This is a genomic window from Echinicola jeungdonensis, assembly GCF_030409905.1.
In the GTDB taxonomy this organism is placed as follows: Bacteria; Bacteroidota; Bacteroidia; order Cytophagales; family Cyclobacteriaceae; genus Echinicola; species Echinicola jeungdonensis.
In genome coordinates this window covers 1975145-2000254 of record NZ_JAUFQT010000001.1, presented here as the reverse complement: position 1 = coordinate 2000254, position 25110 = coordinate 1975145, and the positions used below count along the sequence as shown (strand labels likewise).

The 25110-nt window shown below is 41.7% G+C and carries 13 protein-coding genes; all 13 read right to left on the bottom strand.

Annotated features, from left to right (window positions below; all coding sequences use genetic code 11):
• Positions 1-24: 24 nt before the first annotated feature.
• Positions 25-2883: a glycoside hydrolase family 78 protein gene (locus tag QWY93_RS08460; protein ID WP_290247764.1), complete on the bottom strand. Its 2859-nt coding sequence runs from the start codon at positions 2881-2883 to the stop codon at positions 25-27.
• 16 nt (positions 2884-2899) lie between these two features.
• Positions 2900-4768 (bottom strand): sialidase/neuraminidase family protein, encoded by a 1869-nt coding sequence (locus QWY93_RS08455; protein WP_290247763.1) that lies wholly within the window; start codon positions 4766-4768, stop codon positions 2900-2902.
• Between the two features lies 1 nt (position 4769).
• Positions 4770-5711 carry a glycoside hydrolase family 43 protein gene (locus tag QWY93_RS08450; protein WP_290247762.1) on the bottom strand — a complete coding sequence of 314 codons (942 nt, stop codon included), beginning with the start codon at positions 5709-5711 and terminating at the stop codon, positions 4770-4772.
• 7 nt (positions 5712-5718) lie between these two features.
• On the bottom strand, positions 5719-7302 hold the full coding sequence (locus tag QWY93_RS08445; RefSeq protein WP_290247761.1) for a glycoside hydrolase family 28 protein: 1584 nt from the start codon (positions 7300-7302) through the stop codon (positions 5719-5721).
• A gap of 117 nt (positions 7303-7419) precedes the next feature.
• Positions 7420-8841: a glycoside hydrolase family 140 protein gene (locus QWY93_RS08440; RefSeq protein WP_290247759.1), complete on the bottom strand. Its 1422-nt coding sequence runs from the start codon at positions 8839-8841 to the stop codon at positions 7420-7422.
• A 125-nt stretch (positions 8842-8966) separates the two neighbouring features.
• Positions 8967-12125: a DUF6298 domain-containing protein gene (locus QWY93_RS08435; protein WP_290247758.1), complete on the bottom strand. Its 3159-nt coding sequence runs from the start codon at positions 12123-12125 to the stop codon at positions 8967-8969.
• A 54-nt stretch (positions 12126-12179) separates the two neighbouring features.
• Positions 12180-12827, bottom strand: a complete 648-nt coding sequence (locus QWY93_RS08430; protein ID WP_290247757.1) for a DUF3826 domain-containing protein — start codon at positions 12825-12827, stop codon at positions 12180-12182.
• 28 nt (positions 12828-12855) lie between these two features.
• Positions 12856-14571 carry a pectate lyase family protein gene (locus tag QWY93_RS08425; protein ID WP_290247756.1) on the bottom strand — a complete coding sequence of 572 codons (1716 nt, stop codon included), beginning with the start codon at positions 14569-14571 and terminating at the stop codon, positions 12856-12858.
• Between the two features lie 499 nt (positions 14572-15070).
• Positions 15071-16768, bottom strand: a complete 1698-nt coding sequence (locus QWY93_RS08420; protein ID WP_290247755.1) for a pectate lyase family protein — start codon at positions 16766-16768, stop codon at positions 15071-15073.
• 93 nt (positions 16769-16861) lie between these two features.
• Positions 16862-18859, bottom strand: a complete 1998-nt coding sequence (locus QWY93_RS08415) for a RagB/SusD family nutrient uptake outer membrane protein (RefSeq protein ID WP_290247754.1) — start codon at positions 18857-18859, stop codon at positions 16862-16864.
• A 31-nt stretch (positions 18860-18890) separates the two neighbouring features.
• Positions 18891-22133, bottom strand: coding sequence for a SusC/RagA family TonB-linked outer membrane protein (locus tag QWY93_RS08410; RefSeq protein ID WP_290247751.1), 3243 nt, complete (start codon positions 22131-22133; stop codon positions 18891-18893).
• Between the two features lie 278 nt (positions 22134-22411).
• A complete protein-coding gene (locus QWY93_RS08405) occupies positions 22412-22726 on the bottom strand; it encodes a hypothetical protein (protein ID WP_290247750.1) in 315 nt (104 codons plus the stop codon).
• A 410-nt stretch (positions 22727-23136) separates the two neighbouring features.
• On the bottom strand, positions 23137-25101 hold the full coding sequence (locus tag QWY93_RS08400) for a RagB/SusD family nutrient uptake outer membrane protein (protein ID WP_290247749.1): 1965 nt from the start codon (positions 25099-25101) through the stop codon (positions 23137-23139).
• Between the last annotated feature and the right edge of the window lie 9 nt (positions 25102-25110).

The window sequence follows — 25110 nt, the reverse complement described above, 5'->3', positions numbered from 1 at the left end:
GGATTTATTTTTATGGTTCCCTGATTATTTAGTTACAGGACCATAGGTACTTTTTATCCTATAATTTCCTGATCCCAAAAGGAGGGCAGGATGATTTTCATTTTCCACTAATTCGGCCCCTTCAAATTGTTCCAAATCCACTCCATTTACAGTTACTTCTGCATCTTTTTCAACAGGCAGAATAACTGTGGCTTCCGAATTCACAGGAATAGAAAATTCAAAATTAAAACTATCCCCATCCAGTTTCCAGGCGGATTTGATATTCCCATAAAGGCTTTCATGATTAGCTTCGACTCCTGTCATATCTCCCACCACTTTTGGCTTAAGGTAGAAATGCTTGAATCCAGGATTTTCCTTGTCCGGAACAATTCCTGCCAAACTTCTATAAAACCATTCCTCGATCTGGCCCATCATAAAATGGTTCCAACTGTTGCCTTTTCTTGGATCCCACTGTTCGGTAAGGGTAGTCAGGCCAAATTTGATCTGAAAGCCATAACCTGGGGTTTCATAGTGGTTGTGCATTTTGTACATCAGTTCATTATGCCCATTTCTGGCCAAAACCTGGTACAAATAGCGATTGCCTACATCTCCTGTAGAGAGGCGGTTGCCTTTTTCATTCACATCTTCCACTAAATTATTCAAGACTTCATCCCTATCTTCTGGGCTAACCAAGTCTAAGAAAATAGGAATGGCATTGGAAAATTGGCTTTCCGTGCCATATTCTTGAATTTCTTCATTATAGAATTCCTTGTTAAATGCTGCCTTGACATTCTCTCCCAGTCGGGAATATTTCTGCTCATCGGCTGTATTTCCAAGCATTTTTGCGGCTTTGGTCAGGAGTTGGATTCCAAAGTAATAATGGGAAGTTGCGGATAATGCAATGGGGCTGTTTTTAGAATATCCTGCTACATGCTCCCCGTAATCATACCAATCCCCCAATCCATGAGAAACAATATGATTGTCGGCAGTGGAGCTCAGGTAGTCCACATATTTTTTCATGGTCCCATAGTATTCATGGATCAGGGATGGGTCACCATAATAATCATAATACATCCAAGGGAGGACCACACAAGCCACGCCCCATTCCGGGGAATCTGTGAAATCACCTCCAAATATCACATATTCGGGTGCAATGCTAGGTACCAAGCCATTTTCCCTTTGGGCATCAGCCATGTCCTGCATAACCTTAGGTACCAAAGTGGCCAGGTTATAATTGTAGAATAAGCCAGGGCCATTCAAATGAGTTTCTTCCAGCCAGCCCAATTTTTCCCTGTGTGGACAATCAGTAAACACGCTATGCATATTACTTTTTACGGCTTTGTCAATTAGCTCATGGGTCTGGTTGAATATCTCATTGGAGCTTGCAAAGTTTCCACGGGTACCGGCATCATTGTAGATAAAGTTTGACTTGATATCCACCAAGGTAGGCCAATCAGGATTTTCTTCCTGACCGGGCAAGTTTACCTTATCTACCTGAATATACTGATAGCCGTAATAGCTGAACCTGGGCTGCCAGAATTCTTCTCCTTCTCCTTTTAGAGTATATTCATAATAATGAGGTCCGCCGGTTCGTCCCTGGCCTACAGTACCATTTTCCTTTAAGTGTTCACCAACCACCAATTTCACCTTTTGGCCTTTTTTGCCTTTTACTTTGATGGAAGGGAAACCGGAAAGATTTTGGCCCATATCCAGGACAAACAAGTCCTCTTCAGGTTCGTTAACTTCCTGGATTTCATAAGATTTTTGGACGGCTACAGGAGGGGCATTTTGAGGCCTTAATTTTCCTTTTGGGGCATTTTGAATAACTACAGGTTGCCAGGTTCGATCATCAAAACCAGGTTTGTTCCAGCCTTCTTGTTCCAAATTGGCATTATAGTCTTCGCCTCCAAATATACAGTTGAAGGTGATAGGGCTATTGGACCATTTCCAGGAATCATCTGAGGCGATCACTTCTTCCGATCCATCTGTAAATTTCAATTTCATCTTAAAAAATAAGGTTGGTGGGCCAAAGCTGATCTTAAACTTGGTGTAACGCTCTCCAGCGACATTGTACATACCATTACCCAGCAATACCCCGATGGCATTTTCACCATTTTGCAGTAAATCCTTTACTTCATAAGAATTATAATAAACGGTTTTGTCGTAATCTGACCAAAGCGGTGCAAATTCACTGTTTCCTACTTTTTCACCATTTAAGGTCAGTTCATAATGTCCAAGTCCACTAATATAAACTGTAGCTTTTTCAATATCTTTTCCAGCCTCAAAAGTTTTCCTCAATTGGATACTTTGCTTGGCCAATGGGTCAACTTTGCTCCATTTTTCCTTTTTCTCTTTGCCCATTACAGGGGTATGGTAATCCCTGCCTTCCGGCAAATGGCTTTCTTCCCTGGTAATAGCACCGATCCAATGGGCATCCAAAAAGGATGCATCAGGGGCAGTTTCAAAAAAATTCACTTCACTCCAGTCAGAACCATTCTCATGCTGGTTCCAAACTTTTACTCTCCAAAAAAACCTCGAAGCCCTCTCCAATGTTTCACCTCCATATGGCACCAATTGACTCTTGTCACTGGCTACCATACCACTGTCCCAAATGTCACCTTCACCATTTTCTGCTTTTCCCTTGCTGGAAGCCACAATGATGTGATAAGCTTTTTGGCTCACCCCTTGGCCATTGGATTCCAATTCCCAGCCAAACCTGGGAGTTTCTTTTTTAATTCCAATGGGGTTGACAGCCAATTCGGTGGTTAATTTCCCTAGTTGAATATCCGATGAGGTATTTTTAGTGTTGCATTGGCAAAAGGCCAGAAGCACCAACAACAAGGCCAAAAAATTGACCTTGTTGTTCAATATGGTGTAACCAATATGGTTATTTTGGATCAACATGATTTAAAATGTGGTATTAATAAGTAATTAAGGACTTTAGGTAGAACTTGGCTTCAGGATCTTCCCTTCCCGGATCTTCAAGATCATAATCCTGGTCAGTAGGTGTTTCAGCTGTAGGGAAATATCTTTGTGTTCCAGTTCTGAACATCACCCTTTCCATTTTATCCAATGGAGCAAAGAACAATTTAGGTCCTTTGTTTTCTCCATTGACCTTTATCTGATAGAAACGGGTACTGGCATCCAGCTCCAATTCAACATGGTATTCCTCGCCAGCCTCATACTCGGTCAGGGTATTCATCCGGTACCCTGACCGGGTTTTGAACTTTCCATCTTCATCAAAGATCAACTGCACACCAGGTCGGCCTTTAGCATCCCGGAATTCTATTTGGAATTTTCCATGGTCATTTTGTTCTGGCTTAACAGTAAATTCCACATGCAACTGTTCGCTTTCCGGAACAATCCTTTGGGCCTTGCCATAATCAAATGGGTCCTTATCATTGAATGCCAACCATTTATTTCCTTCATTATCTTTTTCTATTTCTACCCTTGCCCATGCAGGGCTGTAGATATTCCATAGATCTAATTCACTCCCGTCAGGAATTTCATTAAATACCTCATTGGCGTGGCCAGCAGCTTCTGCGGTAATTGGAGTAGGTACAGATGCTACCCAGATATCCTCCTTGTTTACACTGTAGGTCAACCACATTTTGTTGTCTGGTGGGTTGCCATTACCTTCCAGGATACCCCTTACATATTGAGGACCATAGGATTTATAATTTCCCCCGTAACGCATAGAAGTGATTTCTCCATGCACCAAAAGAAGATCCGTATAATCCAAACCATCCTGGCTGGTTGAAACAGCCAATGGCCACCTGTATTCTGAAGGATTATAGACAGTGGCATAAGCGCCATCATCCGTTCTTTGGCCCCAGATTTTTGCATTGCCATTTACCACGCCAGGAGCTCTCAATGGATTGTATTCCCAAGTCTCTCCTCCATCATGGCTAACACTGGTAAGGGCGTGTTTCCACAAACCTACCACCCTGCCATCAGGCAAATGGTAATAACTGAATGCCTTATATTGCTTTTGAAGAGGAATCAATGGATCATCCCTGTCGGCTTCCTCTACCCATTGCTGCATCATCAAGGGTTTGCTAAGCAATTCATCACAGGCTTTTACAAAAGCTTTGTCCTTGCTGTCTTTATAAAATGGGTAATCTGTATTGTCCTCATTCCATCCATCGTTATAGCGGATAAAGTGGATAGGACCAAAACTGCCATCTTCATTGATTTCCCTCACTACACGGCCGATTCCATGGCCATCATTAGGTCCATCATGGGCATCCAATGCAATACCATAATAAGCCAAAGCCAAAAATTTATTATTGGAGGCTACATAAAAGCCCATTCTTTGGTGCATGACAGCATCCAGGTCCTTGGCCACCCCTTCATAGTTTTCTTTGGTGGTGCCATCTGGTATGCGGTATGGAGGAAAAATCACTTCCGGATCCGTCCAGTTGTAGCCATCCTTGGAAGTCTGCAACAAAGTCTGGCCAGGTGGAATATGCTCACCCACTGGATCACTAAGGTATTCCATAAAGAAAGTGCCATTCCAGTAAGCCAACATAGGAGCATGGTTATAGGTCCAGCCAAATCCATCTGCCTTATCAGGCTGTTGCCTGTTGGCACGCATGGTCTGGATGGCATGAACGCCAACGGCTGGTTGTAATTGGCCGTGGTGGTAATCCACCCGGGAAAGGGTTTCACCGCTGTAATGAAGGGTATCTTGCCCCATTACTTCAGCCGTTCCCAGCGTCGCACCGGTCATCAATAAACCGGCAAAAAGCTTTTTAAAATTATTATTTAAAATTTCGTTATAGCTCATTTTATTTCTTTTTCGCTTCTGCTTTTAGTTTTTCCAAAACATCTTCGGAAATCGTGCTTATGGTGCCGTGTTTGTGACCTTCAGGAAGGCTGACTTGATCAGCAATATTAGTAAAGGATTCAAAATTCTCAGTGGCGACAGCTTCATAGGTTTTTGACCCATAACTATCGTAATAAATGATCCATTTTCCATCTTCCTTAATCACTGTTGGTCCTTCGGTCAGGAAATCAGTATAGGGCTCTGAAATATCATCAAAAGGTCCCAGGGGAGATCCACCGAATGCCACCTTCAGGTTTCGGTTGGGCCGGGTATTATCCTTCAATACCAGGGCATAATCTTCTATTCCCCTTTTGACAATCACAGCATCAATGACGCTAAATCCAGGATCGATAAAAAGTTCGGTATCGGTAAAGGTCTTGAAGTCTTTGGTGGTGGTATAATACATCCGGTGATTATTCTTCTCTTCTTCTTCGCCCTTTTCGAAACGGTAAGGAATGGTAGAAGCCCAAATGATGATATACCTTTCTTTGACATCATCATAATAAATCTCTGGAGCCCATACATTCACCACATCAGGTTCATGGTCCATCACAGGAATAAACTGTTGCTCTGACCAGTTAATGAAGTCTTTGGTGCTGGCATAGCCAAAGCCATTTCCACCTCTCCAGTCAGTTGTCCAAACCATATGGTAAGTACCATCCGGGCCTTTAACCACGGAAGGGTCTCTCATGATCTTACTTTCCCCAACTACAGGAGGCAAATAAGGTCCACCCAAATCCTTCCAGTTATAACCATCTTCGCTGTAGGCCAGATATAGCCCCTCATCGGCTGGTTCCCTGAAAGAGGTAAAAATGTAATATTCCTTTTCTGACTGGCAAGCACTGAGAACAGTGATTACCAATGCCAGAAAAGCCATCAAACCTATATTTTTCACGTTTTGCATCACCCTATTATTTTTCACTAATGGCGTTGGTATTTAAACCTTTACCTTTGATTACAGGGTTGGTTACATTGCCCCATTGGTTGTTTTGAAGGAAAATCTTTTCTGTTTTCTCTCCCGAAATTTCCAAATAGTTTGGCGTTTCCACCATGGGGAAGTTATTAGTGATGAATGCATTGGATACATTTTTGATCTCCACTACAGGGCGATCTTGTTTTGGTTTTTCTGTTTTCACATTATCCAATACCAAACCATGCACCTCTTCAGCTGTTACAGATGGTCCAATCTCTGTAGAGATTTTAACATCATGCAATTCCACTTCTTTAGCTGTGTGGATAAAAAGGCCTTCTTTAGCTTCCATATTGATATTGGAGAAGCTGATATCCTGAACTGGCATCTCTTCAATACCCAATACTTTTCCTGCTACATTCACCCCGGAACCAGTCACATTGGAAATATGAATATTTCTGAAAGTTGGAGTTCTTTCGGTCACCGGTTCAGGTTTGGTATTTTTATCATAGAAGAGGTTCATCACAAAAGCCTCTTTTTGGATATTTTTCATCACCACATTATTCACGCGGATTTCCTCTACAACACCCCCACGTCCACGGGCTGCTTTCAAGCGAATGCCCCTATCGGTACCATCAAAGACACAATTGGAGATGGTTACTTTCCTAATGCTACCAGAAATCTCACTTCCGATAACCACACCACCGTGACCGCTAAGCATGGTGCAGTTGGTAATGGTTACATTTTCGGTTGGTGTAGCCCACTTTCTTCCATTGATATCCCTTCCGGATTTGATGGTGATGCAATCATCCCCTACACTGATATGGCTGTCAGAAATGTGGACATTTTTGCAAGAAGTTGGGTTGATTCCATCTGTATTGGGAGATGGTGGGTTTTTGATGGTTACCCCTGTAATGGTCACATTTTCACAAAAAGCAGGGTTTACCGTCCAAAACGGGGAATTTTCAATGGTCACCCCTTCAATGCGAACATTTTTACAACGGAAAGGCTGAATCAAGGGTGGTCGGAAGAATTTCAAATTCATGGTCTTTTGATAATATTCTTCTGTTTCAAGCCCTTCGTTTTGCTCCATCCACATCTTTTGGTATTTGGTCAAAGGAATGGGGCCCTTCGCCTCATGGATACGGAACATTTCCATCCACCAAGGTTTCCCCTGGCCATCAATTCTACCTCTACCGGTAATGGTTATATTTTCAGCTTCATAAGCATAAATCAGAGGTGAAAAGTTGTTCATTACGGTCCCTTCCCAACGCATCTGTACAAAGGGAAGGTAATGTTCAAAATTGGTAGAAAATTTTAATACCGCCCCTGCATCAAGATGAAGGGTAATATTGCTTTCCAATTTTATCGCTCCGGTCAGGTATTCCCCTGCAGGGAAATAAATAGTTCCCCCTCCTCTTTCTGAGGCCTTTTCGATAGCACCATGAATGGCTTCCGTGCAAAGTTCTCCTTTATTGTTTCCACCTACTTCCAGGATATTGATCCATCCTTCCTTGGGACCACCAAGGGCCGAAAAGGTGATAAAAAGACTGACTAATAATAAATAGGATAAACGCTTGTTCATTTGTTACTTTGGATTAATAGGCCAATTTTTTTGACTTGTTTAATTTGCGAGGCAAGGACAAAACCACATAAAACAAAGAGCCTTATCCTCTATTTGCCTCAAAATCCGCCATTTATATTACATGTAATTTAACACCAAAACCCAATCGTTGCCATCCTGCACCTTCCCGCTTGGTGTGAACTCTTTATTCCCAACTGCCTCAAATTCACCGATTTCGGAAAACTGCCCATTTCGCGGATTGAACCACCTGGCCTTAACATTTTCGCCTTCAATAACTTCCAAATCAACTTCAATAGGTCTTCCGGTATAAGTGTAAACCAGGGCATAATCCTCACCTCTGGTAGCTGCCAGGTAATCATATTTCTCTCCTTGATTGACCACCAGGGATTGATCCGGCACTCTTTCCAAATAGGGGAATTCCAGAATCAGGTCTTTCAAATGGACCATTTGTTTGGCTCCCGGATCATCCAAAGCCTCAGTCCAAAGTTTTTTGTTTCCATAAGCACCTACTTCTCCATCTTGTTCGCGGTGCATTTGCATCACAGCGCTGTGTCCATAAGTATGGCCGGCAGCACCTGCAAAAACTGCCCAGTAAGCATACCTTCTCACTGCATCATCATCCCAAAATCCTTCTTCAGGATCATGCAATCCTTCAGGGATCCCTTCATAGGAAGGTTCACCATCTACGGTTGGCATTTTACGATCCAGGGCATAATCTGCCTTTACATATCTCCAGTTGTCTTCACCATAGGCCCTTTCGGTGTCATCCTGATCATAACGTCTATGACCTGATTGGAACATATGGAAATCCATCCAAGGCGCATCTGCAAACCAATCGGAAGACTGCATCCTCCCTCTTGGGTGGAAAGTAATCAGGTGATTGGGGTTAACCTGATCCAGAGTATTTCCAAGGGCATTCCAAACATCGGTATATTCATTACCAAAGGTATCACCCCCATTAAGCCAGATCACATTCTTTTGATCCTTGTACCTTTCTCCCAAAAATTGGCCATAGGCTTTGGCTTCCTCAACGGTTACCCCGCCATTTTTCACATTATTGCCCCATACAGGGACCATGGCCACATATAGCCCTTTTTCTTCTGCTGTATTGACCACAAAATCAATATGGTCCCAAAAATCATACGCAATGGAGTCAGAGAAATCGTCCCCTTCAGTAATCAATGGTTCCGCCACATTTTGGTTGATCAAGGCGCTGTCCCCATAGGCATTGACGGCTCCAAGCGTATGCAGGGTCATCACTTGGATGACATTGTATCCTTTTTGTTTTCTGTCTTCCAGGTAATGTTCTGTTTCTTCTCTTTTCAGCTTATTGAACATCAACCAACCTGTATCCCCCAACCAAAAGAAGGGTTCCCCTTTTTCGGTCACAAAATACCGGTCATTTTCAGAAACTTTAAGGGCAGGAAGGCCCTGTGGCTCTTCAACTTCCACCTTGGTTTCCTCTTTGGGGCTTTGACAGCCCATAAAGCTACCCAATGTCAGGGCGGCAATGCCAATTGTTATTTTGTTGAGATGCATATTTTGTGTTTTAATAATTGCTTTCTTTTTTTTTATATGTATGGTCCACGTTTGCAACGAGGACCATTGAAACAAGGACCAATAAATACGTGGAATAGCCCTCATTGCAACCGAGAGCTATTATATTATTTTTTGATATAAACCACCCAGCCGCCCTCATCAGGCAAATCAAGGGTTTTGCTTCGACTTCCTCTTAAACTGGTTCGTTCTTCCAATTTTCCTGATTCAGGATTGATAATGTAAGCCTCAAGTCGACTTCTTGATCCACTCAGCTCAAGGTCCAGTTTGGCATTCCCACGACTGTAGATCAGTTGTTCACCATTTTGGTTTTCCATTTTCCAATTGGAACCTTTGGAATCAACAGGGCGGAAAGTAGCTAAGCTTTCTTTAAACCCTTCTACATCAATTTCCGGCAAGCTAGGCAATGACCCACCTGCAAAAAGCACAGGCCAACCTAATCCACCTGCTGCATGGGTGGAGTAAATCACCGCTTTGTCTGGGAATAGTTTTCTGTATCTCAAGACTCCTTCGTAAACAGATCCAGGCGTTTCTTTTCCCTGTCTCATTTTCCGTGCATGCTGACGAGGTGCAAGGTGTTTGCCTCCTTGGGGCGCATAATCACCATCTTCAGATGGGTGCCAATAACGGATATCAATCACATCCACCAAGTCATTCCTTTTTTCATCAGCAAGGATGGCATCCTGGACATCTTTGGTAGTACTCAGGGCTATCAAAGCATCCTGGCCCTTTTCCTGTTGCCATTCCTGGATCACATCCAGCCAGAATTCCACAAAATGTAATGGGCCAGTGTACTCTGCACTAGTAAACTGTAGGACATTGCTGTTTTCAGCAAAGTTTTCCATACACTGCCTGATAAACAACCTGTGCAATTCCCTTCTGACAGGATGGTTGATATCATAAAATTGTTCATCCAAAAAAATCCTTTTGTCCCCCGCGTATGGTGCTGGCTCGGGAAATCCCGTATGGTTGATATTATTGGCAGGCCTCCAGGGAGAATCTGCCCAGTGAGCACCTGCTTCCAGGATATTGTGCTGGAAATAATTTTGGTGCATCAACAGGATCCCTTCATCTTCTGCCTGGTCAGCAAATTGCTTCAAGCGGCTCCAATACCAGGTATTATATTTTGTCAAGTCATATTTGCTTAACCTATCCCAAGCTTCCCCTTTACCACTTCTGGCAAAAGGCTGCTCATAAAATGGCGGCCAAACATCAGGATCCATACGGCGAACGCGTTCATGGTCATCCCTGCGGCGATCATACCACAATCCATAATTATGATCCAGGGCAACCGCTCCGTTATTTTTCAGGGATTTTACTACATCAGGGATATAATCAGTATAACCTTTTCCATATCTTCCAGGAACAAATCGGGTGACATGAGGTCTTGCCCTTCCCACTTCCCTAGGTCTAATGCTTCCTCTCCACCATTGCACGGTTTGGGTTTTCCCGGTCAAAAGTTTTCCATCCCAAATCAAACGGCCATTAACAATCTCAATTTGCTCTTGAGAGATGTCAATTTCTTTTCCATATCTATTTATAGGCAAGTCAGCCAAAGTTTTGGCGTTTTCATGCTCGATAGAAATCGGATTTCTTTCTGGGGCTAAAGCAACCCATTCTTCCAAGGTCAGCAGCTCCTCCCTGGCCAATATGGTCAGTTCTCGCGCCTGTTCCAATGTGGGACTGGTGGAAGGTTCGGACCCTACCGGCATCAAATAAGGTTCCAGTGGTAATATTCCCAACCTTTCTTCCAATTGGGCATAAAATAAACTTCTTGGATTGACATGGTTGTTGACCTCTCCCCAATAACCATCACCAGAGAATTGGGCCCAAACTCCAACGGCCCAGTTTTGAGCTGTGGGTGGGTTATAATTTTCAATTTTGGCAGCATTACATTGCCAGAACATACTGTTGGCAGCTGTCCATCCGGCTCCTCTTCCTTCCTGCTCACGGTTATAAAACTTAAGGGCGTGGCCATCGATCCTCACCACATCAAACAAAATTCCGGATGCCCAGCCTTGCTGCGCACCGCTGAAATTGTGGGGCAAATAGGCTTTACACTGCACAAAGGCATTTGGACCTGCTACGGCTAGACCAGTGGAAAAATCATGGTAGCCATATTCTGAATAACATCTTTGGAAAAGGGTTTGTTGGCCTTCGGTGAAAAATGAATTCCTTCTTTCCCCGGCAATTTCAGATACAGGAGATAAGGATTGACAATCCTCTACGGTTACCCTGCGTCCAGTTTTATAGATCGCCACTGCAGATCCTGCAAAATGTTTGAATTCAATTTGCCTTACCCATGCATCCTGTACATTTTCCAGGCTGATGGCAGACCACCTATGGGCTTCATCTTTTGGATTTTCCTGGTCATAAGTAGATTTCAAAGTCAGGTTTTCAACCCCCACTTTTTCAATTCTTCCAGGCCAATCATAGGTTACCAGATACCCTCCTCCAAATTGTTCATCAATGGAATTGGTTATGGGCACATCCAGTTCTACTTCATTTCCATTTATGGCTTTGATTTTCCTTTCCCATCTTAAGGTATGGTCTCCGAGTTTCCAGCCTACCCAGCCGGTTTCCCCACCAAACTCATTCATTTCCAGTTTGTCAATCCATTCCTGGGTAGATGGTCTTACCACAGCCACTTGATTGCCTTCCTTCAATTTATTAGAGGACTCCAGCTTAAATGAGGTTGCATTTACAGAAACATACTCATCGGAAATTTTCAGGGTATCTCCCCATTGTCTATCATCTTCACCCAGTACCCTGATCAAAGTTTCACGGGTAGTTCCGGTTCCAAGCAGGATAGTACCTTGCTCACCTTGTCCGCTTCCTCTCAAGACCACACCCGAAGCATTCAATTGCAATTGGCCACCGACCTTAAAAGTCCCTTGTCCCAGTAAAACAGCACCACGGAATCCAAATTCATCTTTGGGCAAGGTTCCCACATAATCTAAAGCAGCTTGGATTTTTTCAGTAGCATCTTCATTATCTGATGACAAAACCACTTTTACCGGAATGGTGGGAATGGCCATTTCACTTGCCAGGTATCCGCAATAAGAAAAATCTGGTATCCTATCCCCATCCTCTTGGGCTTCATATTGTAATTGACCCTGGGAATAGCTTATGGGCTTAGTTTGTTCCTGTCTGGCCTGTATGCTTGTGGCCATTAGGGAAAAAATCACCCAAAAAACAAAATACGGAGAAACCCAATTCCCCGTATTTTTTCTATTTGATAGCATATTTAAATTAATGATTCTCATCCTATGGTTATTTGAGTTTGGGCATTTTATGCTTTTATATCAAAAGGTCTGGAATTAATTATTTTGGGCTTTACGCTCAAACATTTCCTTTTCTGCTTTTTTCAGATCCACTCCCAATCCAGAAAGGTAATTGTTGATTTTACCTTTGTATTTGCCAAACCAAGCATGTTTGGCATGGGATGAACCTGCATCCATGGCATGTTCCCTTGCTTCTGCCAACCAGCTCCAGATTTTTGCTTTTTGCTCTTCGGTTAAATCAGGAACCATCTCCTGATATACTTTGAAGGTATTAGGAGCAACATGATAAGTCATGCCATTTTTCACCTCTTCCACCTGCTCATCAGTCAATTCTGAAGACAATTGGTCGATGAATTTTTTGTGCAGACGATCCATTTTTTTGTCTGCCTTTTTTTCGGCCTTTTTGATCTTTCTTGCTTCTTTTTCCCCTTCATAAGTTTCTTTTACCGCTTCGATTTTGGCATCCCTGGCATCATGGATCACACTCAGGTTCCTATATTGCTTGGCAATATAATCTGTTACCAGGTCAGCTTTTTCTTCACTTTGGATATCCATTTTATCCACAATCTTACGGGCACGCTCATTGGTGACTTTTACATATTCAGGATCAAAGTCTTGTGCGTTGACCACATTAGCTCCTATTGTAAGAAGCATCACAAATGCTGATAATATTACTTTTTTCATAATGATGTATTTTTCTTTCGTTTATTAATTATTGAAGCAGCCTACTCTGGGTCTTTGCAAGTTCAAGCAAAGTGTCTTCGTTATTTTCCCATTCGGTCCAATCCACTTTTTTGGTTGGATCTATGCCATTAAAATATTTTTCAATGTTGGTGTAGCCATCCCCATTGATGTCACCATTGGCATCGGTTGGATCATTAGGATCCAGGCCATATTTTTCTTCCCAGGCAGTTGGAATGCCATCCTCGTCTTCATCCGCATAAGGCTCCCCTTGGTAATCTGGATACCCCCCCACTTGGTCAGGGTGCATGATGATACCTTTTTTGTAGGAGTCTTTTGGAAGCCTTCTGTGGATAAATTCACTTCCCACTTCCATTTCCATTCCTTCTTTGGCATTTATTTCCCCAGTTCTTACTTGCTTGATTACTCTTTTATCTACAGCATCCCGAACAGGAAGAATGGCCCCAACATTTTCCATTACATATTCAAAAGCCTCTTTGGCAGGCAAAATGGTCATGGGAGCAGTTGGAAATGGCTCTTCTTGCTTCATATAGGCGAAATGCTTTTGGCGTTCTTCTGGCTTCAAATCTCCAGGTTGAACTCCACCATTCCAGTTATCTTCAGAAACTTCCGGGAAGCCTTCTACGATATTACCCTCCACATAAGCGCGGCCAAAAGTTTTTGGATCCAACCAACCAGATTCCGGTTTGATGATCCTGTGTCGGATATCACCTTCAGGAGTGATCGGCCCTGGCTTGTAATAATTGTTGATGATATTGAACATGGAGCGGTAATCACCACCGTCCACGGATCTGTTCCACCAGTTGAAAAGTACGTTATTGGCAAAAGTAAAATCACCATACATGCCGACAGATGGGTTTCTACCCACATTATTGGCCCAAAGGTTTCGCATAAAGGTACTGTTCAAACCACCAATGGTACTTCCAAATGCGTGGTTATAAGTATCCAAACCTTCGGCAGAAATGGTGTTTTGAATGGTGATATTGGAAGTTGGCAATTTTTTACGGTCAGAATTCTCATTGGGCTTAAACATGTTTCTGTAAATGGACATGTTTTCATCCAAGCCCCAACTTGCAGAACAATGGTCGATAATCACATTTCCCATGGGGTTTCCTCCTAATGCATCAGCTCTACGGGTAACATCTGTTTGCCCTCTTCTGAATCTCATGTGACGGATGATCACATCATGGGTATCCACCCTGAAAGTCTCTCCAGCCACACAAACACCATCACCTGGAGCGGTTTGACCGGCAATAGTCACATAAGGAGCTCTGATACTGATTGGGGTTTCCAAGTGGATGATTCCAGCCACATTAAAAACGATAGTTCTGGCGCCACCTGCCTCACAGGCTTCCCTTAATGTTCCGGGGCCATTATCAGCCAAATTAGTTACTACAAAGACTTTTCCGCCTCTACCCCCTAAGGTATAAGCCCCTCCGCCTTCAGCACCTGGAAAAGCGGGAATTTCGGCCTTTTCAAAATCTTTTGGGTAAGAGCCCCAAGGGATATAAGGTTTCCCCTGAGCAGCTTCTTTTTCTATTGTTGGGTAGATATTTTCCCATACTTGTTCCAATCTTTGCTCTTCAGCAGCCATGGCCGCATCAGTTTCATTTTGTAGGGCTTCTGGAATTTCCGGGTATTGGGCAAAAGCCTGAAAACCCAACAGGCAAAGGAACAAGCCTAAGCCTAATCCTTTTTGTTGAGTAGAATTATTAAATAAAAACATATGCAATTAGTTTAGCGTTATTTTGGGTCTGGTTACCCATAAAATTTTTAATATTTTCAATCAAAATTGAATTAGGAACATTGAACCAAAATGCACTCAAGTCCCTCCCAATCACTAATGTAAAGTTAAAAGATAAGGACCATTAACCTTCCTGACCTATCCTGCTAATGGGGTTTAAGCAAGCTGAAAAGGGATATTTGAAGACTGAGTTGGGAAAAGTGGGTTTTAAGATTTTGGGGTGAAAAAAGTAAAAAGTAGCAAGATTTTGGTATCAAGACTAAATTGGGTAAAAAATAAGAGGAATTAGGACAAGGATCGGTAGGGGGAGCGTTTATTTTGGTTTTTTGTATAGACCTCCATCATATAAATAAGAGTTAGAAGACTACGACTGGCTCCGCAAATTGGATTGTGATGCCACCGGTGTTTATATAAAAGTAAAAGGAATCAGGTACCAAGTATCCTAAATTGATATTCGGTACCTGATTTTTGAATCAAAAATCTATCTTCCTAAGCCGTTTTTAGCCAAAGTATCATGGTTATTGGCTAGCTTGGACCAATCGGTTTTTTGTTTGGTATCAATACCGTTGATATACTTTTCGATATTGGTGTATCCATCACCGTTTAAGTCTCCGTTGGCATCTGTTGGATCTTTAGGGTCTAAGCCTTGCTTTTTCTCCCATTTGTCGGGCATTCCATCTTTGTCACTGTCCTGATAAGGTTTGCCTTTATATTCAGGGTAACCACCGACCTGGGAAATATCTGTAATGATTCCCATTTTATACGCATCCCTGGGCAACCTCCTGTGCTCAAACTGGTAATAATCCTCGGGATTTAAGCCTTTCACATATTCAGCTTTGCCAGTTTTTACCGTTCGGATCACCCTTTCATCCACAGGATCACGATGGGGCAATGTTGCACCAACATTGGCCAAGACAAACTCATAAGCCTCCTGAGCGGGCATAATGGCCATTTCTGGCATTGGGAAAGATTTATTGGACTTAATTCTCGGGAAATAATGTTTGGCTTCAGACAAGGTCATTTCTCCTTTTTTGCCATTTAGTTGAATTCCACCTTCCCAGTTGTCCTGGCTCACCTTATCAAACCCTTCAACAATATTTCCGGTAATATGGGCTCTACCAAAAACGGTAGTGTCCAATCTTGAAAGCACTGCATCAGGCCTTAAAATCCGGTAAGCAATTGGCTCATCTTTTGGAGTCGCTGGACCTGGCTTGTAGTAATTGTTCATAATATTGTATTTGGCCATATAATCCCCTCCATCGGTGGTCCTATGGCTCCAATTAAATACCACATTATTCACAAAGTTAAAAATCCCATTCCAGCCAATGGATGGATTTCTCCCCGCATTATTGGCCCAAAGATTTCTCATAAAAGAGCAATTTTCACCTCCCAAAGTACTCCCCAAAGAGTGGTTGTAGGTATCCAAAGCCTCAGAGAATATACTGTTCTGGATGGTGATATTTACCGTTCCTCTTTTAACTTCTTTATAATCCCCGCCTGGGCTGTACATATGACGGTACATCGACATATTTTCGTCCAAACCCCAACTTGCAGAAACGTGATCAATCATAATATTTCCTACCGGATTACCGCCTATTGCATCATCTCTTCTACCTACAAAAGTTTCGCCTCTCCGGAACCGCATATGGCGTATCACCACATCATGGGTGTCAATCCAAACAGATTCACCTGCCACACAAACGCCATCACCTGGAGCAGTTTGACCTGCGATGGTAATATAAGGTGCTCTAATAATTAGCGGCGATTTCAATTTGATGATCCCAGCCACATTAAAAACCACAATCCTAGCTCCACCTTTTTCACAGGCTTCCCTAAGCGTACCTGGACCTCGATCTTCCAAACTGGTTACAGTGAGAACTTTTCCTCCCCGGCCCCCAAAGCTGTACATTCCTCCTCCTTCGGCACCAGGGAAGGCAGGAATATTCGCTTGAGGAATATCAGTCGGCCTGAAAGCCCATGGAACATATGGCTTACCTTCTTCCATTTCCTTTAATACAATGGGCCAGGCATCCCTCCAGGCTTCATCTGAAAGCTTTTGGTTGGCTGACATTATTGAATCTGACTTTGCCCGGGCTTCAGCAGGAACATCAGGGTATTGGGCAAAGGCCGCAGAAAAAGCCAAAATGCTCAATAAGATACTTAAAAGAGATTTGATCATCTTTAGATTAGGATAAATATTAGCACTAAAAAACCTTCCCATTGACCGGGAAGCCAGGCATGGGAAGGTTTAACTTTAAATTATTTTTAATTATTACTCAGCAAGAGGATCAAAAGTACCCTCACCTTTCATACTTGGCCATCCAATAGTCTGCTCCAAATAAGGTGAAGTGCTTAGGACATTTTCATTTAGTCCAAAGAAGGTGTACTCTGGATACCAGGTGAATGTCCAATTATTATTGGTTGGATCAAGATCATCCTTAATCTGTACTTCAAAATAATTGTCATAGAGGTAATCCAAATATTCCTCTTCAGTTTCAATACCTTCAGGATATTCTTCTGGAGAACGATTTACAATAATGGCATTGCCATCTTCATCTCCAATCAAAGGATCACTCCCCCCAGCATAAAACTCACCAGCATCATCTTTTACCATCACATAGATTCCTTTTCTTCTCATACCGTCTATTGGCTCAAAACCTAGCCTAGTTGTAGTACCATAGGTATCATCCATCAACAACCATCTTCTCAAATCCCAGAATCTTCTGCCTTCAAAAGCAAATTCGATTTTTCTCTCAGTTAGCACCTTAGCAAAAGCCTCATCTCTGCTTAATCCACTTCCAAGGCCGAAAGATCCATCTAGATTCTCAACTCCTGCACGCTCTCTTACTTCCATGATCGCATTCAAACCTTCCTGAATATTTCCAATGCCGATAGCTGCCTCAGCAATATCCAATACCACTTCAGCAAAACGGATTTCCATAATATCAGTACCACTCACAGAAAAGTTGTCCGCGTTGGAAGCATTTGGATTGGTAGATTTTCTCATATAGATACCACTGGCATTTGCTCCACTTGTTTCTGTGGTATTATTTGGGGTTGCATCACCAGTATTTTTAAACCACCTATAACTCCAGTGTCTATAGTTTTGATCCTCTTTATATGGCCATTGAGCACCATTGAAGACAAAAGTCTTGTAGAAACGTGGATCTCTGTTTTTATAAAAATGGTTCAAGTCATATTCATAGTTTGCAGACTCACCAATAGGACGGCCATCAGCCATTGGAAATGCATCCAACAATTGGATAGTTGGCTCCATTCTACCACCACCACCAAGGGTTCTTGGACGGCAGGCATTTTCCCATCCATTGTTCTTTCTGGTTTGATCAGAAGTTCTATTGTTAAAGCCATAAATCATAACAGCCTCAGGATTATTAACCTCATCGAACCACATATTTTCCCAAGCCTCTCCATTTTCCAGGTTTCCTTCCTGGTAAAGTCCGAAACCATTGGCTTCAAGAATACTTCTTGCTTCAGTTGCTGCATCATACGCTGCTTGCCATCTACCTTGGTCATCACTTCTGTTAAAAAGTGGACTGGCATAGGCAATCAACACCCTACTTTTAAATGCAGCTGCAGCTCCGCTTGTGATACGGCCCCAATCTTCAGATGGCCACTTTCCTGGCAATAATTCCATCGCCAAGTCCAAGTCTGCCACTATTTGGTCCATACATTCTTTTGCTGAACTTCTTGGCACTTCTGTTTCTTCAGCATCTGCAATGATTGGGTTTTGGGGTTCCAAAATCAAAGGCACACCACCATAAAGTTTCACCAAGTCAAAATATTGCCAAGCTCTCCAGAAATACATTTGGCCTTTAAGTTCATTTCTTAACTGCTCAGGAAGGCCATGTTTATCAATTTCCGCCAAGAACAAGTTAATTTGTTTCATTCGGGTCCAAGTATTATTTCTAAGACTTGTACTCATTCTTTCACCGAAATATTCCAAAGCATGGTCCTCAGTAAAGGATATTTGGGCATATTCTCCATTAATAGCACTTCTACCTGGCATTTCATCGGTATTCTTTGCAAACTCAAAGTTTCCAAAAAGATCCCAAATCAGGTTTCTACCATTATTGCCTGGAGAGAATAGATAGTATACATAATCCACATAGGCCTGGGCCATAGCAGGATCTTGAAACACCTCTTCATTCGCTCCGGTAATATCTGATTTCTCCTCCAAGAAATCATCATTACATCCTGTTAGCACCAAAATTGCCAGTGCTAAACTCCATATATTTTTAATTATTTTCATGTCTTTTCAATATTTTGGGTGTCAATTAAGCTTACAGTGACAGATTTAAACCCGCTGAATAAGTTCTCAATACCGGATAATTATCCCAAGAACCTCCAATAGGGTTTTTATAACCATATGGGTTGTAGAAACTAACCGGGTTAAGCACAGTAAAGTACATTCTGGCATTGCTAATTTTCAACTTGTCCGTCACTTGCTTAGGTAAGCTATAACCTATATTGATGTTTCTAATAAACATTCTAAAGCTATCCACTCTCCAGAATTCAGATCTAGGAGACAAACTGATTTTCTCATGAGCTGGATTCGGGAATACGCCGTTAGGATTTAAAACCGGATCATAAATATTTCCCCAATATGATGGGACGCTCTGGAACGTTCTGCTGATATTTTGGTGCATTGGTTTTCTGGCATCATATTCATACCAGTCACCCCAAGAAGCCGTCAATACTGCATTCAAGCTCAATCCTTTGTAGCCAAGCTTAATGGTAGAACCTATGCCATGACCAGCATTACCTTTTTCTAATTGAATTTGGTCATTTTCATCAATGATTCCATCAGGCCCGGCGAAAGTACCATCAGCTTGAAGAGGTCCTCTAATATCTCTGTAATAAAGCATTCCAGGCATAAGGTTATCTGAAACAGTACCAAACACTTGTGTAATCTCGTATTGCTCTACATATCTATCGATATCTTCTTGGGTCTTGAACATCCCCAAATAATCATATCCCCAAGTGCCATTATCAGTAGGCTGACCTGCACGGTCTCTCCAAGGATATAGGGCATCTGTTTCGTTAAAGTTACCCACGATCAATTTATTATTTGAACGCCCATATCGTAGATCAGCACCGTATCTGAAAGCTCCGATATTATCGCTCCATCCTAAGCCAAGTTCAAAACCATAATAATTGATTTCCCCAAAGTTTTCAGCAGCCACGCTTCCACCTACAGTTACCGGAACATTACCGGTCCTTTCCATCAATTTATTGGTTTCCTTGTTATAGTAAGCTTCAACTACAGCTGACAACCTGCTGTCCAAAAACCTTGCATCGATACCAAAGTTATTTTTGAACTCATCACTCCATGAAGCATTACGGTTCGGAGATCTTTCCATCTTCATACCTGTAGATGCATCAGAGTTACCTCCAAACACGCCACCTTTTCCATTTTGGAAGGTATAACGTTGTCTCCAACCCCATGCTTTGATCTCATCACGGCCAAGCAAACCTGCTGAATATCTGAACTTCAAGAAATCAATCCAGGTAGAATTAAAGAATTCTTCTTTTGAAATAACCCATCCTAGAGATCCTGAATAGAATTTACCCCAATAATTTTCAGGAGCAAACTTGGTGGAAGCATCGGAACGGAATAAGATTTCTGCCAAATACTTATCAGCATAGCTGTAATTCACACGGCCAACATAACCCAAAGAACCTGATTCAGAGCCTGTGGTTCTACCATCAATCCCTCCAAATGCAGTACTGAACTGACCATTGGTAAAGCTGGTTGGCTCTTCTTTCCATACATCTTCCTGAGATGACTCAGCTTCTGCGCGTTCAATACTAAACAATCCACTTACACTATGTAATCCAAAATCATTGGCATAGCTCATTGTAAAGTTCGTCTGTGTCGAAAGGAAGTTTTGGTTAGAATAATAAAGCCTATCACCATTTTTATATTCCCTGCTTTTTGAAACCTCTGCACCATCATAGATGTGCTCATTTTCTCCAAGTCTATCAAATTCATATAAGGTATACCTCGTACCTACCTGAGTTCCTCTTCCTGCCCCCATATTTCTACCATAGGAAAGTCTTGCCTTCAATCCTTCCACAAACGGCATTTCATATTCAGCATATAAGTTCACACTCATATTCTGGTCCGTTTGAGTAGCCAGGTTATTCAATTTTTGAATTTCAAAATAGTGGTAATCCCCTACCCGGTTACTAGGCAAATCCACTGGATAACCATTTACATAAGGAGGGATATATCTTGGTGATAATAATAAGTTTCTATAATCATTCTCATCATTCTCACCACCGATTTTGTTAAAAGTCTTAGTTCGGTCAGCGTAATACCCCGCAACCTGAAGACCGGCCTTCAAATTATCCATCACTTCTATGTCCGCCCCAGCCCTGAAGTTCCATCTGTCATAATCCAAGGTACTTAGGTTACCATCCTGGGTAAAGTAAGAGGCACTTGCAAAATAACTGGCTTTTTGTGATCCTCCACTTACATTTAGGTTATGCCTTTGAGTAGAAGCCGTAGACCAAGCCTCTTCCAGCCAGTTATAATCGATTGTTTTAAAATAATCCAATTCATCTTGAGAGAAGAACCGATCGTCATCACCCTCGGTGGCCGCTTTACCATATGGACCGTTCATGATATTGTAATACATTCCAAACTCATAGGCACTTAACATCCTGGTTCTATAGGCTTCATCATTTACACCATAAGAACCGCTATAGTTAAATTTTGGCTTGCCATCTTTACCCCTTTTAGTGGTTACGATTATTGCACCGTTGGCTCCTCTGGAACCATAAATAGCCGCAGAAGCGTCTTTCAAAAAGGAAATACTTTCTATTTCTGCAGGATCTAAGGTATTGAACCTAGTTGCATCATTACTACCATCAGCAGCAATTTGGAGCACCCCATCAATCACATAAAGTGGCGCTGTTCCATTACCATCTTTGGAAAGTGTTTCAGGGTTCCTAATTCTAATGGAAGCCTGAGAACCAGGACGGGTTGCACCACCACTCACTCCTACACCAAGCACCCTTCCTGCTAATGCAGTACTGAGGTCACCGGTGGGCAGATCCTCAATTTCGGTTGCATCCAAAGTCTCAACAGCACCGGTCAAGTGTGATTTTTTAACCTCACCATAACCTACTACAACTACCTCTTCCAAAGAATTGTCATCCAATTTCAAGGTTATATTGATCTGAGTTTGGTTTCCTACCACCACTTGTTGCTTTTCAAAGCCTATAAAAGAGAATTGCAAAGTAGCACCTACTTCAACATCAAGGCTATACGTACCATCCAGGTCAGTTACAGTTCCTTTATTGGTGCCCACAATAGATACCGTCGCGCCTGGAAGTGGCTCGCCCTCTTCGTCAATAATCCTACCGGTGATGGTCACCTGTTCTGCTTCCAGGAGAATTTCCATTTCCCCTCTCTCCAAGATCCCTGCCTGGAGGCTTTGGTTTATAAACAATTGAAGAACTGCCCCCAATAGGCAAATCTTAGCCGTGGTTTTAAGGCAGTAAAGCATTTTTTTCATAATCTTAGCTATTTTGGTAAATTTTCATTTGATAATATTGGATCTTCAAATTTTTGGTTTGAGCCCATTTTTTAAAAATGAAAGTGCATGAAACTCCCTCATGGCTGCTCTCGGTTTTTCTTCATCTTATTATCTCATATATTTATCTATTTTTTAAATTGGATAAACACCTGTTTATGATCGATGCTGAGGTGATCTTGTTGATATGTGCCCAAATCAAATGAAGCCAAAGCTCCAATAATTGCCACTGCAAGGCCTAGCAAAATTTATAGTCCTAATTATTTTAATGGATCCTTTGCAGGAAATGCTGTACTAACCCTCCTTAGATTTGAGGTCTCAGTCTCCATCCTCAGGTCCATCCGATTTTGAATTTCCTGCCATACCCGGTCTAGGTTTTCCTGTTCCCAATCAACAGTATCCTCTTCCATGGCAGTCAATATTTTCGTCACCTGACCGGGTATCCTGGTACTATCCAGATGATTTTTGGCCCATTTTTCCCGAAAAGGATTCTGGAAATCACACCATTCCAAATACCATTTTATAAACCAAGAATCATCCAAATGTTCTTTTAAGGAATAAAGCTCATTGTTCATTTTATTTTTAGATTTTATATAAGGGAAAAAATCATTTGGAATCTAATCATGCAAATGATAAAAAAAATTTAAATTTCCATTTAATTTACCAATTCGCTTTATTTATTGCGTTTTTATCAAAAAAACAAGTTGTTTTTTACACAAAAAACATATCACCGAGTGGACATTAAAAATAAAAAAAAACAGTCCTTTTGATAAAAGGACTGTTTTAAATTAAATAATCCGAGATTTATTTTATTCCTGAAAAGCCATATTCAGCTTATTAAAAAACAACTACCTAAAGAAAATTTTGAAACAATAAATCTACTCTTTCATCATAAAAATATTTATAAAACTCAAATTTCCGAAAAAAAAAAAGGAACTTACCTCTAAATGAGATAAGTTCCTTTAATTGGCATAATCAATAATTGCTATTGAAGCGGATCAAAATCTCCTCCCCAACCTTTAGTTTGGTATTGTTGTAGGTAGGGGTTTGTATCGATTAGATCCTGATAAATTCCAAGGAAATAAAATTCGTTATACCAGGTAAATGTCCAGTTATTATCTGTTGGGTCGAGGTTATCTCTTTCCTGAACACGGAAATAATTATCTCTCCACCACTCAGTATATTGATCTTGGTTTTCAATTCCTTCTGGGAATTCTTCTGGTTCTCTGCTCACTACCGGAGCATCACTTCCTTCAAATGGATCCTCACTTCCTACATAATCTTCGCCACTTTCATTTTGGGCAATAAAGTAGAAACCAGTTCTTCTTGATCCATCAAGAGGCTCAATTCCCAGTCTAGTACAAGTATTGAAGTCATCATTGAACAACATCCAACGTTTCAAGGTGTGGTATCTTTTTTGACGCTCGTAAGCCAACTCTACTTGTCTTTCTCTTACAACAGCTCCAAATAATTCATCTCTTGAATTTACATTAGCTAATCCATAACTGCCATCCAGGTTCTCGATTCCGGCACGTTCACGAATTTCCATAATGCCTTGTTTACCTTCATCCAATCTTCCAGAACCAATCGCAGATTCTGCCAGATTTAGGACTACTTCTGCAAAACGTATTTCGATATAATCATTTCCGGAATTTGTAAAGAAGTCATCATCTGATGCATTAGGATTTGTCATTTTCTTCACATAAAAACCACTTCGACTAGCAGCTCTACCAGTATCCTCATTTGGCGTTTCTAATCCTTCCTCACTAGACCAGGTATAGTTCCAGGAGCGGTAGTCAGGATCATCTCCATATGGAAATTTATCGCCAGGGAATACAAAGGTTGCATAAAAGCGTGGATCCCTGTTTTTATAAAACGTTTGTAAATCGTAGTTATAATTTTCAGATTCGCCAATTTGACGTCCATCTTTCATCGGGAAGGCATCAACGGTTTGTTTGGTTGGTTTTAATTGATAAAATGTTCCCTGATCACCTGGTCGAGTAACAGTTGCCCAACCACTGTTCATTTGTCGATCATTTGTGATAGTATTATAGCTCCAAACCCAAACAGCCTCTGGATTACCAACTTCCTCACTCCAAATATCAGCCCAATCTCCCTGATACAATCCAAATCCATTGGCCTCCAGGATCTCTATAGCTTCTTTATTTACTTCATAAGCTGCCTCCCAACGGGCTTCTTCATCATTTCTGTTAAACTGGGGGCTTGCCCATAACAAGGCGGCCCTTCCTTTTAAAGCTGCAGCCGTACCACTGGTCACTCTACCCCAATCAGCTGCATCAGCCCATCTGCCAGGCAATAAATTTATGGCGCTATCTAAATCTGCCATTACTTGTCCGAGAGTTTCTTCTGCAGAGGCTCTTGGCGTACCACCAGAAGGGTCCACAATTGGATTTTTTGCTTCTAATTCGATTGGAACTCCACCATACCAGGTGGCCAGATCGTAATACTGATAAGCACGCCAAAAATACATCTGTCCTTTCAAGTAACTTTTCATTGGCTCATCAATTCCGTCATATTCATCTACGCTATTGATGAATAAATTAATTTGGCGAATTCTGGTATACGGTGTGTTTTCTATCTTGGTAGTCATCTTTCTACCAATATAATCCCAACAATGGTATTCACTTGGTGAAATGGTTGCCCATTCCTGATTCCATCTTGTTTCACCATATGCCTCATCACTGGTTTGCATTAGGTCATCGTTATGGGAGTTATAATACCATTGCGGCACATTCCCATCGCTGGGCAAAAACAAACCATAAACATAGTCCACATAGGCTGAGGCCCTTAATTCATCCTGAAACACCTGCTCGTTTACCCCTGTCCAATCTTGTTTTTCCTCGAGAAAATCATCATTACAAGATGCCATCAGGAACACAAATGCCAGTAAATATAATTTGCTTATATTTTTTATATTAATAGTCTTCATTGTATTCAT